The organism is Photobacterium alginatilyticum, assembly GCF_009910675.1.
Classification (GTDB): domain Bacteria; phylum Pseudomonadota; class Gammaproteobacteria; order Enterobacterales; family Vibrionaceae; genus Photobacterium; species Photobacterium alginatilyticum.
The window spans coordinates 172439-186861 of record NZ_RSEJ01000004.1 but is presented as its reverse complement, the minus strand read 5'-3'; the positions used below and the strand labels follow the sequence as shown (position 1 = coordinate 186861).

The window sequence follows — 14423 nt, the reverse complement described above, 5'->3', positions numbered from 1 at the left end:
CCTTTAAAAACTGTAAAAGTATCCCAGCGAGAGCTTCATAGACTCATCGCCATTTCTGTCCTGGCTCTGCCAGTCGACGGACAAGAAAAGCTCATCGTTACCGACGACGCGCCAACCGAGGCCGGAGCTCACTGTCATATCAACTCGGCTGGTGGTGACGTTGTAACCTAGTGAGCTGTCAAACCAGTATCTCGGAGAGGGAACCATGGCTCCGGGCTGACCCGGGTTCCCATGCCAGACGCGCTGACCGATAGCGACACGTTGATATTCGTCTTCAATAAAATCTGCACTGGTTAATGTCGACCTTCCTTCGCGCCATTCATTGACACCGTCAAGCGGATCATCGCTCAGATTAACGCGCTGCATACTGTAATCGCCATAGACTTGCCATGCCGGATCCGCAAAGAAAAACTGTTCAGAAACGCGGAAGTTAAGGTCCCAGCCCTTGCCGATTTCATCATCAAATCGGGTCGAGATATCATGCAGGTTGAATTGGAAAGCAACAGATTCACGTGCTGTCGGTTGGTAGTTTAGGCTCATACCTGCAATATTATCCTGGCCAGAAAGTGTGAGCAGCTGGCTTGCTTCAATTGCATTATTAAGCCCCAGCTTGAAAGAGGCTGCCCAGTACGCGTCCAGCGGAGTTTGGTAAGTGACAGATGCGCCTAGTCGCTGGTCACCAAGACCGTCGGCTATATCAAGATTAAACTTTAATGCAGTATCTAACTGTTTGTGCAGATACTGGCCTCGGAGTCTGGTCTCATTGTCGATGTCATTACCTTGAAACTGGACTGGAGCATCTGCGATTTGGTAGTCGCTTCCCAACCACCAGCTGCCGTTATGGTGCGGCGTAAAGTAATCCAGACTGAACTTGGTGATATCCCATTGGCTGTTCTGAGTAACCTGCGATCGAATACTGTGTGTTTTATCCGGATGTTGATTGACATGCACCCGTCTCAGTTGCTTTTCTGCTGGTTTGTCTATCATACGACCAAGGTTTTCCTGCCCATGTTGCCAGGCTTTCTGATATTGACCTGTGAGCTGAAGTGCCGTGTTTTTGTCTGCTTCCGGCAGGTTAACTGATTCCGCGAGCAGTCTTTCCATTTCATCTCTGTTCTTGCTCTGTATGGCGAGGGATAACTGTTGCCAGTCAGGGAGCTGATAGTGCTTGAGCGCAGTTCTCTTATGCCAGAACAGGAGGTTGTCGGCTCGATTTTGTGTAAGGAAAAACTGAAAGAGCTCTTGAGTCTTACGGTTGTCGGGGTGTTCCAGAGCCGCTTCGGCGACCTGGGCATAAGCAAACTGCTCGCCCATAAACAGTGCAACTAACGAGCGATAGGTAATATCGCCATCTTTTAGTTTGAGCAATGAATCACTGAGCTCTGTCGCGACATAACGACGAAGCTTATAAGCCGTATCATAGCGCCCTTGTAATTCGAGCAAGGCTGCAAAGTTAATAATAACGGAGACATCGGGTTTTTCTGTATTCACCAGCAGGTGTTGATACCACAGCTCTGCCTCTTTGGGACGGCCGAGAAGTTGTGCCGTGGTGGCAAAAGCCAGCCAAAGGTCTTTTTCACCTTTAAGGGCTGATTTATAGCGACTATATAGATTGTCCATAGCCTCATTGTCTTGAGTGTTAATGGCGAGCCACAGCAAACCGCCTATGGCACTGACATTGCTCGGTTCCCGCTCAAGAATGTCATTGAACAGAGTGTTTGCTTTCTCTATGTTGTTTTCATCAAGCGCCAGCTGAGCCTGGTAGAGTTGGATATTCGTATTATCGGCAAGTGACGGGTCGTTTGAGGCCAGTTCAAGCAGACGGATAAATTGGTTTTGATCATTGGCTTCTTTCGCTGCCTTTATGGCGGCGAGTAGCGGCTGTTCATTGTTTGTACTGGTGTAAAGGGTCACCAGTTCGTCTATTTTTTCGTTCAGAACGGGTAAATTGGTATTGAGATAGCGGTACACGTCTATGTTGTCGCTCGACAGCACTAACAGTCTGTCTTGAGAAAGTTGTGCAAGTTTGCGAACGCTGGTTTCCCAGGCTAGCGTGGCAACGGCTTCAAGGTAATCCTCATCGGCGTTCAGCCAGTCAGCAGGGGCTGTTAAGGCTGCCAATGCCAATTTAGGCTGATAGGTCATGATGTAGGCGTTAGAAAAACGCAGGGCTTCAGCCGTCGTTGGTTTACGCAAGCGCTGCAGTTTCTTCCATTGCTTAATTACCCGGGCATAGTCACTCTGATAGTCGTATAATCGCGCGGTGTGAACGACTAAAGCCGGATCCCTGGGACGCATTGCAGAAAGCCGTTTTATGCTCTTTAGGGCCGCATTGGTGCCTTCAGCCTTTTCGATTGCATTCAGCCAGCTTGAATATTCCTTGCTGGTGATTTGGTTATTGGCGGCAAGCCGATTATAGAAAACGCTTTCGTGATAAATATCCCCGAGAGCACGGGATTCTTCAACGCCGGCTCTGAGTTGTACTTCTGATGGCGAGCGGCTAAGTAATTCTTTGCTTAGCGAAAAGGCTTTGGGTACATTGCCTTGCCAGCGATAAAGGTCATGTAGCTTGGCAATATGCACAGAGGCGTTTGTACTGCTTACCAATTGTTGTTGAAGAGAGGTTGCTAAAGTCAGGTCTCCATTGGTGATAGCGAGCTCTACCGTGCTCGCCATTAGCTGGTTGTTAGGCTCGATGACCAGTAATTTTCTCGATTGCATCAGCGCGGTGTCGAAATTGCCCATTAGCCTGGAGTGGTCAATTGTCATGCGCAAGAAGTCAGGCTGTTGGCTGAGCTTGCCGTTATAGCTGCTAATAAATTGTTTGCTTAATACAGGTTCATTAGACGAGGCCAACAGTGCCAGTAATGATTTTGCCTGGTCGAGATTTTCGAACTCCCTGAATGCATCCAGTTGAAGCTTCAGCGAGTTATCATAGTCTGAGTTCTGTAGTGCGAGAGTGATCAGTTCCTGGTGGCTGGTCTCGCCGCTCTGTAGATGTGGCAGCAATAGAGCCAAACCTTTCTCCGGCATCGAGAGTTCAATGGCAGCATCGGCAAACTGACGCGCCAGTTCAGCCTCGGGAACATAATCCGTGCTACTGATTATGCGCTTAATCCTGCTTTCTATTTCGTTATTCGCGCCATTCTGATGAAAAACATCCAGTAACAGCTGAAGGTAGACAGCAAAGGCATCCCAGTCTCTGGTGGCGTCGTCGTCGGTGAGGATGGTTTCTGACAATGCTAACGCCTCTTTGCGGCGGTCGAGCTGGATATAGGTTTCGATCATCAGTTTGATGACTTCTCGGTTGTCTGGCTCCCGACTATTGAGCTCACGTAAAAAGGCCAGTGATACATCGGGTGAGGAAGAACGTGCAACGAGTTTGATCAGCATATTCTGGCTAGGCGAGACCAACCATAGTGCCCACAATGAGGTAATCGTAAGAACTGCCAAGGTTCGCTTGTTGACCAGGCGTATTCTTGGCTTTTTCCTTTTACCTGAGTGGGGACGTTTTAAAAATACTGCCATGCGTAGTTCACCGTTAGTCGTTCTTGTTCGTTGTTGCAGATTGACTACTGCAGTGTAGTGAGCCAGTGAATGTGCCTGCTTTTGATGCACGATATCTGATCACGCCATTCGCGATGACAGTTGCTTTTAGTGTCGAGTTACTGATGAGTTTGCACCCTGAGCCATTGGCGATTTCAAACTCAAGCGGGGTATGACTCTTAATTGTCCAGTACGTGATTTTCCCATCTTTCTTCCATTGTATAAGCTGGCCGTTGGCATTTTTTAGATAGGCGCCTTGGTTTTGAATGTTAGCCATGACAATTACACTGCGCGGCGCAGATAAAGTCAGGAACTTACCTCCTGGCCCTTGGTCCCAGCCTGCGATATTGCTCTTCGAGATAACCGGAAACCCCATTGAATCCGGTAGGCGGATGCTTGTAACGCCTGAACTGGTGATTTGCCAATTGCCATCGAGGGTTTTAGCTATGCCTGTTTCATACAGAGTACGAGCACGTTTGGCATATTCACTGAGGTAAAGGGGAGTGGCCTTTTGCTTCACTGCCCAGTCATAGACATTAAGAAGCCCTTTCAACGACGCTGGGTAAGCGCCTGAGTACATGTGGTAGTAGATAGCGATAGTTTTCAGTCGGCGTGGACTGCCAAGTAACTCGAATGTTTCTACGGCACGTCCGTAACCATCATGATGTTCAGTCCAGAGATTGGTGTATATATTTTCGTTGAGTACCGGCGCATAGACTTGGACTGCCGAGGGATACCAGGCAATAGTGGGCGAGACTTGGGTATAGTTGTCATTTCCCTTTACCACATAGGTATTACCACCGTTAACATTTAGCAGGTTGGCTTTTTCAGCAATGGTCAGAATATCTTCTTTGGGATCGGCTTTTCCTGACCACAGTATCAGCTTTGTTTTTTTCCCTTTGGGGGCGAGATTATTGTTGATGTAGTCAACACTACCGATGATCTCATTGTGATAGTCCAGTGTGTAGCCGGGGATAGGCAGGTGATCCCCATACTGCTTTTTCTTAAATGTCTTGGTCTGATCCCAGAAAAAAGGATGGCTAAAAGTATGTGATGCAATCTCTACATTTGGTAATGCAAATATGTCACGGGCCACAGCTTCCATGGCTTCACTTTCGTCAGGGTATAAACCGCGTTTACCAACCTCGCCTTCAATTACAGAAACAGTTTGTGGTAAGTCGTATTTATTAAAGACATGCTTTAGCAATACTTCTGCGGTATAGGGTTTTCCCGGGAACCAGGCTTTGGACGGGAAACCGTCACCGTCGACATGGCTGGTGATGATCCGTCTGCCTGATTCCGTCGTGGCGTCGGCGGCGGGAATAACCGGAAGGTCCAGTGTCTCGTCGATTAGGCGGAAAGGATCAATTGTCCATGTTTCGGTGTTGTTTGCCAGGTTAAGTACAGGGAGTGGGGCCAAAACCGCGCCTCCCCAAGGAGCCTTGAACAGGAGACCTGAGGAATGGCCGTTTTTATCGGTTGCTTCAATGAGCGGAGCGATGCTGGCATTTTTGGTAACCCAACGCGGATGAGCTTCAAATTCGCTGAAAGTGGGAGGATAGCGATTGGCCAGCCACTCTCTGCCACGACTGATAGTGACTTTGCCTTCAAGTGTACCAGCTTCGGTAATGCCGAGCTTGGCTCGTAATGTTTCATCCGTAGGCAGTGATTTGATAAAGAGGACCGGGCGTTCGTCAATAGTATGGAAAAGCCATTGCTGAAGTTTGGCATTGCTTTGATAGGAACCTTCTTCCAGCCACAGCAAAACGGCAGCGTAGCGACTTAGGTCGATATTGTCGATGTTGGTTGACCGGACATCCCTGCATTCAGGGACGTAACCCATGTACTCGATAGGCATTGAGATCATCCGGTGACACTCTGATGACGAAAAGTCAGTGAACTGGCTGTCGAAAAAGCCGAGAATACGCTTAGCCACTGGTTCGATTGTACTCACGCCGAACTCATAGAGCATTCCGTCACTGACATACGGCGTATAGTCTTCGTTAAGCAAGCGTTTCGCGGCTGCAATTTGTGCTTCACGGTCTTTCGCCGGGATATAGTCAATAACAATCGCCTCGATGCCACGTGCTTTAACTTGATTCAGTTTGCCGGTAAGCCATTCTGAATCAGAGGGTTTGACTTTCTTATAGCTATTATCGACAGGGTGGTAGCTGTTGTAGAGTGACTCGGCGAGCACGGCAGAAACTGGATGCTGTAGCTGCTCGATAATTTCAAAGCCACGGTTTAGGATCAACTCAGGCTTGCCCTTTAACTGATCCAGGCGGGCGATAATACTAACCAGAGCTTGTTGTTGCTGATATTGTTTTTTCTCGCTTTTAGCAAAGAGGTAATAGCTGTCCAGAGTATCGAGAAATAGACCGTCAAACCCTTTAGAGAGATAAGCTTCAGCTTTTTGGGTCAGATATAGTTGCCATTGGGGATCGGTTAAATCCATGGCATAACTTTGCCAGTTTTCATTTCTTGCAGGAGAGGAAGTACGTAAGTTGTCGGGTAAGATTTGACCGTCAAATTCCCCAACACTCAGATAGGCAAAAACTTTCGTTTTTGCTTTATGTAATGTCCCTATTTGTTTTGGGGTAATTAGGTCCGCGGTTACAACGACACGATCGTAATTCATTAATTCCCTGACGGAATCAATTGAGTTGTAATAAAAAGCGATTGACGAAGGTGTCTGTGCAGACACCAAAGAAGGCAAAACGAACAGCACAAAGATCCATATACGCATAATGCAACTCCTTTTGCTTGTAATGCCTAAATAGCACTGCACAGCTATGCCAGTTAATTCCACTGTAAAATTTGAGACATGTTTTTTCTACAAATTTGTCTCATATTTAGCGAACTTTGCGTGAATTGACCATTTATCGACCATTTGTTGACCATTTTGTCGCGGAGTATGCGTTTAGTTTTGCTTGTGTCTTGGAAAATATTTTTTATATGGTTTGTCCGTGGACTTATTGCAACAAGGTTTATGCTGTAAAATGCAGTGTATCAATTGCAGTTAACAGTATTGTTTAGCTGCTAATTAAGCAAAGTGATAATTAAATGACGCAAAAGAAGAAAACTCAGGTAACCAAAAAAGGGTTACATCCTCGCAACCCCCACCGTCAGCGTTATGATTTTGACGCCCTGATAGCGAGCTGTCCTTCGTTAAGTCCCTTTGTAGCAACTAACAAGTTTGGTGACTTATCTGTTGATTTTACCGATCCTCAGGCAGTCAAAATGCTGAATAAAGCATTGTTAAGTTATTTTTATCAGGTTCAGCATTGGGATATTCCAGCGGGTTACTTGTGTCCGCCAATTCCCGGCCGAGCAGACTATCTTCACTATATTGCAGATTTGCTGGCTGAATCGAACAAGGGCAAGATCCCCAAAGGGAAACGCATAACCGGCCTTGATGTTGGAGTCGGAGCGAATTGTGCGTATCCGATTGTCGGGCATAGGGTTTATGGCTGGCGTTTCGTCGGGGCTGATATTGACCCGCTTTCAATTAAATCAGCGAAGTTTATTGTGGAGTCTAATCCAACGTTGGCTGGTGGAATTAAGTGTCGCTTGCAGAAAAATCCGGACCATATCTTTACCGGGATGATCAATGCAGACGATGTTTTTGATTTTACGATGTGCAATCCGCCTTTTCACGCTTCATTGGCGGAAGCGACCGCAGGCAGTGAGCGCAAAGTTCGTAATCTTGCTGCCAATGCTCAAAAGAAGGGGACGGAAAGCTTTCAAAAATCCGGTAAAGGGAAGAAGCCTGTTCTCAATTTTGGGGGCCAGAAGGCAGAGCTTTGGTGCCCGGGAGGAGAGGCCGCCTTTATTAAGCGCATGATCAAGCAAAGTGTTGACCATCAGGCTCAATGTTTTTGGTTTACAACGTTAGTGTCGAAGAAAGAAAATCTGCCGGATATCTATCGTAGCCTGAAGAAAGCAGGTGCTGTCGATGTACGTACCATAGACATGGCACAAGGCCAGAAAATTACCCGTGTTGTGGCGTGGACGTTCTTGAATGATGAACAGCAGCAAGCCTGGCGTGAACAGCGTTGGGAGCAGTAGAGGTTCGCTTTTCAGCTCGTCACTTCAATAAGTTTCTAGAATTAGTCATGAACAGTAAAGCGGCCAAAGGCCGCTTTTTCTTTGTTCATCATATAACTAAGCCCGAATCTATACATGTACAAAAAAAAATATTGTACAACCTAAGAGCATAGGCTAGATTTAGTTGTACAAGTTTACTGGTTTGTACAAGGTTGGGGCTATGACTATTTCCGTTGGTATAAGTGCATGTGTTCTCGGACAAAAAGTTCGCTTTGATGGCGGACATAAGCAAAACCGCTTTGCGGCCGATGAGCTTTCAAAGTATTTTGATTTTAAGCCGGTTTGTCCTGAGGTAGGCATTGGGATGACGATTCCGAGACGCGCGATTCGGTTATTGCAACTGCCAGCAGGCGATGAGCGTTTGGTGGATAGCAAAGACAATGACATCGACTTTACCTCTCAGATGCAAGATTTTGCGCAGCAGCAAATCCCCCATTTTGGTGGTTTGCGAGGTTATGTCGTGTGTGCCAAGTCACCGACCTGCGGCATGGAAAGGGTCAAATTACACATACCCAACGGAAACACTGTACCCGGTGGAAGTGTTGGGGTATACACCCGAGAGTTAATGGACAAGATGCCCTGGTTACCCGTGGAGGAAGATGGGCGCCTTCAAGATCCGGTGCTGAGAGAAAACTTTGTATTTCGTGTTTTTTCGCTCAATGATTTTTATAATTCTATCGGTGATAACTTAAGCTACGATGCCTTTGTCAAATTTCACTCACGCTATAAGCTCGTATTGATGGCGCATAGCCCGATAGCTTACAAAGAAATTGGCCGGTTGGTGGCTTCAATAAAAGAGTGGGATTTAGCGGAATTTTATATCGAATATCGTCAGCAGTTTATGGATGCCATAAAAAATAGGGCGAGCAAGAAAAATAACACCAATGTATTAATGCATCTTCAAGGTTATTTCAAACGCTCATTAACCAAGGAGCAAAAACAAGAGTTAGCCGACCTGATAATGAGTTATCGTGAGGGTAACCAACCAATACTGGTGCCTTTAGCAATTATTAACCATTACCTGAAGCAATATCCTGATCCGTATTTACAGCTACAAACATTTTTAAATCCATATCCTGAGGAGTTGAAGTTACGTTATGGATTGTGAACAACAGTATTACGCAATAAAAGAAGTCTCCGATATAACGGGGGTGAATTCGGTAACTCTGAGGGCGTGGCAAAGACGTTATGGCTTGTTAAACCCGAAAAGAACCGAAAAAGGTCATCGTTTATATTCTGAACAAGATATTGAGAAGATACGTCTTATATTATCTTGGTTGGATAAGGGGGTCGCAATAGGTAAAGTGCGCCCTCTTATTGAAGGCGTACAAGATGCCGAACAGGAAAGTGAACAACCGGAAAATAAAAAATCTGTCGACTCATTATTATCGGCACTGATTGATTGTGATGGTGCTAAGCTAGATAAGCTGTTAATACAGATAATGAAAGAGTATCCACTGGAAGTCTTTGTTACGCATATCGTCAGTCCTGTGGAAAGCGAGATAAAAAAAGCTGAGAACCCGTTGGCAAGCATTCAAATGTCACTGTGGCAGTCAGCCATGATGCAGCGCTGTGTTGCGTTGATAACTCAAGCCAAAAAGCGTTCGTCAAACCTATGTTATTTATTGAGCTTCGATACGCCGGGTGATTATCACATGTGGTTGCAGGCATGGCAGCTAACAGATGAGGGTTACAACGTCACTGTGCTTGGCTCGTTAGACGGTAAGTTAACTTCCCTTGGAGCGGCATTGGAAGCATTGAAAGTCAGTAAAGTGGTCGTGATTGGTGAAAGGCGCATATCAGTAAGTAATCTGGAACAATTAAAAAAGTTGGTTGTGAATTCGCAGTGTCATGTTGAACTCGTTGGCAGTATCAGGACGATACACCAGGATATGTTAGCTCAGCCGTAATGGCCCGAAATAATCAATGGGAGTTTGTAGTATGGTTAATCAATCATTAGAAAAGAAAGAGACGTCAGATACTCCCGAAGGTGCAAGTTTAATATGGTTTCGCTCAGATCTTAGGGTGGTCGATAATACAGCTTTCGCGGCCGCAACCCGTTGTAGTAACAATGTACTTGCAGTCTTTATTTCAACGCCAATGCAGTGGCATGAGCATAATGTTGCCCCGGTGAAAGTTGATTTTATTCGGCGCCGCCTTGATGTACTCAGGGAGCAACTTGCCGAACTCAGTATTCCGTTAGTTGTTGTTGAGGTAGACTACTTTGATAAAGAGGCGCAGGCAATTGCGGATTTGGCGGTGTCCCACAATATCAGTCATGTTTTTTGTAATCAGCAATATGAGTGGAATGAGCGTCAGCGTGATGAACTCACCGCAAGGTTGTTAGATAAGCGCAATATCAGGTTCAGCGCGTTTGATGATGACTGCATTATTACGCCGGGGAAGGTACTGACAAGAAATAATCAGCCTTTTAAGGTATTCACACCCTTCAGGCGTGAGTGGCTAAAGGTTTATCGTTTTGAAGTGCCTTCTGTCTATCCTAAACCTGAAAAGCGACATGCAAATGGTTTTATGTTGGATGTGCAACCAGAGCCGGTGATGTCGTTTACTTACCCGGCTGCAGACAGTATTCACTGGCCAGTCGATGAAGAAGCTATCAGGCAGCGGCTTCGCACGTTTTGTGAAGAAAAAGCAGTTGTTTATCATCAGCAAAGGGATATTCCGGCCATAGATGGAACCAGTTGCTTGTCACCGTATTTGAGTATAGGTGCACTGTCTGCTCGTCAATGTATGGCTGCATTGCTGGCTGAGTTTCCGCAATGTTTAGATGATTCGAAAAGTGGCGCATTTTGTTGGTTAAATGAAATTATCTGGCGAGAGTTCTATCGTCACTTAATTGTAGCCTGGCCGAAATTAAGCCGGGACCAACCTTTTCTCGGTTGGACCCGCAACGTGATGTGGCAGCAGTCCGACTCTATGCTGAGTGCCTGGCAGCAAGGCAGGACGGGCTATCCGATTGTCGATGCAGCGATGAGACAGCTCAGGCAGACAGGCTGGATGCACAATCGGTTGAGGATGGTTACAGCCAGTTTTCTGACCAAAGATCTGCTCATTCACTGGCAAGCTGGCGAACAATGGTTTATGTCCCAGCTGATTGATGGTGATTTGGCTTCAAACAATGGCGGCTGGCAATGGGCTGCCTCGACAGGCACCGATGCCCAACCCTATTTCAGGGTGTTTAACCCGACAGTTCAGGGGGAAAGATTTGATCCAGATGGTAGCTTTATCCGTACTTGGATACATGAATTACGAGACGTGCCAGATAAATATATTCATCAGCCGTTTTTATGGGACAAGGCGGAGAGTTTGAATTATCCGAAGCCGATTGTTGATCATAAAAGTGCAAGGCTCAGAGCTATTGAAGTATTTAAATCGGCCAAGACTCTAATTGGTGAAGCCCAATAAACCGTTCCGGGCTGGGTATTAAATATATTATGTTGAGGAGTGAACTATGGCTGAACAGTCAGGGGTTTTGACAGCTAAATTTGTCGAAACATATAATCAACTTACCAAGCATAATTTAACTGAGCTTCAAGAACTCTATCATTCTGATGTGATCTTCGAAGACCCTGCGCACAAAATGGTTGGTTGGCCTAATTTACATGACTATTTCACCCGGCTATTTCGGACCGTCAACGAATGTCAATTCGAAGTACACGACACCTTATCATCACAAAACAAAGCCTATATTCAATGGACAATGACATTCAGCCATCCACGTATTGCGGGCGGAAAACCACGATCTGTTCAGGGGTGTTCACGGCTTGAGTATAAAGATGAACGTGTTATTTATCATCGGGACTATTTCGACATGGGCGAAATGGTTTATGAGGGGGTGCCGGTTCTCGGCTCTGTTATCCGTCGGATAAAGGTGAGCATGTGATGATGGGACAAGTATTAATTACCGGGGCAAGTTCGGGTATTGGTGAACAGCTTGCAATAGATTACGCGGAAGATGGCTGCCAGGTATATGCTTGCGGCCAATCGCAGCAGCGGTTAGATTCACTCTGTCGGCACAGTGCAAATATTCAACCTGTTCAGTTTGATGTTACCGATATGGATGAAGTCACCCAAGCTATGACGTCATTGCCGCAGGTGCCGAAACTGATCATTTTAAATGCTGGTACGTGTGAATATATTGAACACGGACAAATTGATATCGAGCTATTCAGGCGTGTTTTTGATGTCAATGTCTACGGACTGCTCAATTGTATTCAAGCTTTGCAGCATTGTTTTGATGCAGAAACCCAACTGGTAATTGTTGGCTCAACGGCATCTTATATTCCGTTGCCCCGGGCTGAGGCATATGGTGCATCGAAAGCGGCTGTTGCCTATATCGCCAATACGCTTGCAATTGATCTTGCGAATAAAGGCGTCAAGGTCACATTGGTCAGCCCCGGTTTTGTCAAAACACCGTTAACCGATAAAAATGATTTCGCTATGCCGATGCTGGTGACAACGCAATATGCGTCGGCAGCAATCCGAAAAGGGATTGCTGCCGGAAAAGCAGAAATTCATTTCCCACTTAAATTCAGCTTATTTCTTAAAACGATTGCGCTATTGCCGACTCGGGTTCAGTTGGCTGTGGTTAAACGAATGACAGGAAAACAATCATGAAAATAGCCATTATCGGTACTGGAATATCAGGATTAACATGTGCGTGGCATCTGCATCGTCAGCACGATATTACCGTCTATGAAGCCAATGATTATATCGGGGGCCATACTGCAACGGTTGATGTTTCAGTGGCCAGCGGAGACTACGCGATTGATACTGGTTTTATTGTTTTCAATGATCGTACTTATCCGAGATTCGAGCGTTTGTTGTCGGAAATTGGTATTAGTGGTGATCCGACAGAAATGAGCTTCAGTATCCACAATGATAGCAACGGGCTGGAATATAACGGCCATAGCCTGACATCCATGTTTGCTCAGAAGCGCAATTTGGTTAATCCGAAGCTTTTATACTTTATCTATGACATTCTCCGGTTTAACAAGTTGGCAATGTCGGTGGATTTGGGTGACGAGCCAAGCCGTACTCTGGGAGAGTTTTTACAGCTTCACAACTTCAGTCAGTATTTTGCCGAGAATTATATCTTGCCTATGGGAGCGGCTATCTGGTCCTCGACTTTGTCAGACATGCGTGCGTTTCCGTTATCGTTCTTTATTCGGTTTTTCCGCAATCACGGGCTTCTCGAAGTGACAAATCGCCCGCAGTGGTACGTTATCCCAGGAGGGTCACGAGAATATATTAAGAAACTCATTGTGCCTTTCAGGGATAAAATATTGTTGAGCCAACCGGTTAGAAAAGTAATTCGTCAGCAAGGGAAAATCATCGTCGAAACCGAACATAGTCGTGAAGTTTATGAGCAGGTGATATTTGCCAGTCACAGTGATCAGGCGTTATCGATGTTGGGGGATGCCACGGCTGAAGAGCAGCGGGTGCTGGGTGCCATGGAGTATCAGGATAATGAAGTTGTGCTCCATACCGACACCAAGATGCTCCCTCAATCTCGGGCAGCATGGGCTGCCTGGAATTATCACCTTGGTCCCAGCGTCGAAAATGGGCAACTAAGAGACAATAAGTTAGCCAGCCTAACCTACAACATGAATATTCTTCAGAATATTGTGTCTCCTGAGACGTTTTGCGTCACCTTAAACCAAACAGAGCGGATATCTCCGGAAAAAATACTCCGACGGTTTACGTACGCTCATCCTGTGTTTACCATTTCGAGCATGATGGCTCAGCAGGCAAGAAGTGATATTAACGGTGTTAACAACACATGGTACTGCGGAGCCTATTGGTATAACGGCTTTCATGAAGACGGAGTACACAGCGCGCTAGATGTGGTAGATGGCATATCAAAACTTGCCGCAGAGTTAGCCACAGACAAACTGCAGGCTAGCCGCTCTTATACCGCAGCCTGGCAGGTTGAGGGAGAAAGGTATGAATAGCGGACTGTATGTTGGCACTGTCAGGCATCGACGGTTCACACCGGTAGAGCATAGTTTTAGCTACCCGATGTTTATGTCTTTGATAGATCTCGATGAGCTTGAAGAATTACAAAAAACTGTGAAAGGGTTTGGTAAGAGCGTATTGAATTTCGCCCGTTTTAGAACGCAGGATTTCATGAATGCTCCAAACACCGAGCAGCAAGTTACAGATAACGATATTCAATCATTAAAACAGGCTGTGGTTGCGAAGGTTGAAAGCCTGACGGGTGAGCGAGTCAAAGGACGAGTCATGATGTTGTGTCAGCTGCGTTATGCTGGCGTGTATTTCAGTCCGCTGAATATGTATTACCTCTACGACGAACAGGATAATTGGCGCTGGGTATTGGCTGAGGTAAGCAACACTCCTTGGAACGAAAGGCACTATTACGCAGTGCCAGCCGGCTCAAGCTATCACAATCCTAAAGCTTTTCATGTCTCGCCATTTAATCCGATGAGCCAGGAGTACCATTGGCGGCTCAAGGCTCCAGAAAAACAACTGGTTGTGCATTTAGATATTCGCTCAAGTGATGGAGGCCAAAACATCATGGATGCCACCATGGTAATGAAGCGTCGACCCTTTACGACAAAAGTGCTCTGGCAACTTATTACCGCCACACCGGTTCAAGCCATAAAAATAGTGATTGGTATTTATTGGCAGGCATTGCGACTGTGGTTGAAAGGTGCGCCTTTCTACAACCATTCGCCAAGTAAACAGATTCCGTCAAATCAAGAGTGGAACAGTAAATAAGGGGCTCA

10 protein-coding genes are annotated in these 14423 nt (G+C 46.1%); 8 read left to right on the top strand and 2 right to left on the bottom strand.

Annotation, left to right across the window (positions count from 1 at the left end; all coding sequences use genetic code 11):
• Positions 1–3: 3 nt before the first annotated feature.
• Together EIZ48_RS06110 and EIZ48_RS06105 are read right to left on the bottom strand one after the other, a co-directional pair.
• Positions 4–3528 carry a tetratricopeptide repeat protein gene (locus EIZ48_RS06110; protein ID WP_160649304.1) on the bottom strand — a complete coding sequence of 1175 codons (3525 nt, stop codon included), beginning with the start codon at positions 3526–3528 and terminating at the stop codon, positions 4–6.
• 13 nt (positions 3529–3541) lie between these two features.
• Complete coding sequence (locus EIZ48_RS06105; protein WP_160649302.1) at positions 3542–6292, bottom strand: endo alpha-1,4 polygalactosaminidase; 2751 nt, start codon at positions 6290–6292, stop codon at positions 3542–3544.
• 317 nt (positions 6293–6609) lie between these two features.
• Here EIZ48_RS06105 and rlmF point away from each other — a divergent pair, with 317 nt between their 5' ends.
• From rlmF to EIZ48_RS06065, 8 genes are all read left to right on the top strand, one after another.
• Entirely contained in the window at positions 6610–7614 is a 1005-nt protein-coding gene (gene rlmF / locus EIZ48_RS06100) for a 23S rRNA (adenine(1618)-N(6))-methyltransferase RlmF (protein ID WP_160649300.1), read from the top strand.
• Positions 7615–7813: 199 nt separating this feature from the next.
• On the top strand, positions 7814–8761 hold the full coding sequence (locus tag EIZ48_RS06095) for a YbgA family protein (RefSeq protein WP_160649298.1): 948 nt from the start codon (positions 7814–7816) through the stop codon (positions 8759–8761).
• Entirely contained in the window at positions 8751–9563 is an 813-nt protein-coding gene (locus EIZ48_RS06090) for a MerR family transcriptional regulator (protein ID WP_160649296.1), read from the top strand. The genes EIZ48_RS06095 and EIZ48_RS06090 overlap by 11 nt, the downstream gene beginning before the upstream one ends.
• Before the next feature lie 31 nt (positions 9564–9594).
• Positions 9595–11079, top strand: a complete 1485-nt coding sequence (gene phrB, locus EIZ48_RS06085; RefSeq protein ID WP_160649295.1) for a deoxyribodipyrimidine photo-lyase — start codon at positions 9595–9597, stop codon at positions 11077–11079.
• A 46-nt stretch (positions 11080–11125) separates the two neighbouring features.
• Complete coding sequence (locus EIZ48_RS06080) at positions 11126–11557, top strand: nuclear transport factor 2 family protein (RefSeq protein ID WP_160649293.1); 432 nt, start codon at positions 11126–11128, stop codon at positions 11555–11557.
• A gap of 2 nt (positions 11558–11559) precedes the next feature.
• Positions 11560–12291 carry an SDR family NAD(P)-dependent oxidoreductase gene (locus EIZ48_RS06075; RefSeq protein WP_160649484.1) on the top strand — a complete coding sequence of 244 codons (732 nt, stop codon included), beginning with the start codon at positions 11560–11562 and terminating at the stop codon, positions 12289–12291.
• Positions 12288–13628, top strand: coding sequence for an NAD(P)/FAD-dependent oxidoreductase (locus EIZ48_RS06070; protein WP_160649291.1), 1341 nt, complete (start codon positions 12288–12290; stop codon positions 13626–13628). The genes EIZ48_RS06075 and EIZ48_RS06070 overlap by 4 nt, the downstream gene beginning before the upstream one ends.
• Positions 13621–14415 (top strand): DUF1365 domain-containing protein, encoded by a 795-nt coding sequence (locus tag EIZ48_RS06065; RefSeq protein ID WP_160649289.1) that lies wholly within the window; start codon positions 13621–13623, stop codon positions 14413–14415. Before EIZ48_RS06070 ends, EIZ48_RS06065 begins: the two co-directional genes overlap by 8 nt.
• Positions 14416–14423: the final 8 nt, after the last annotated feature.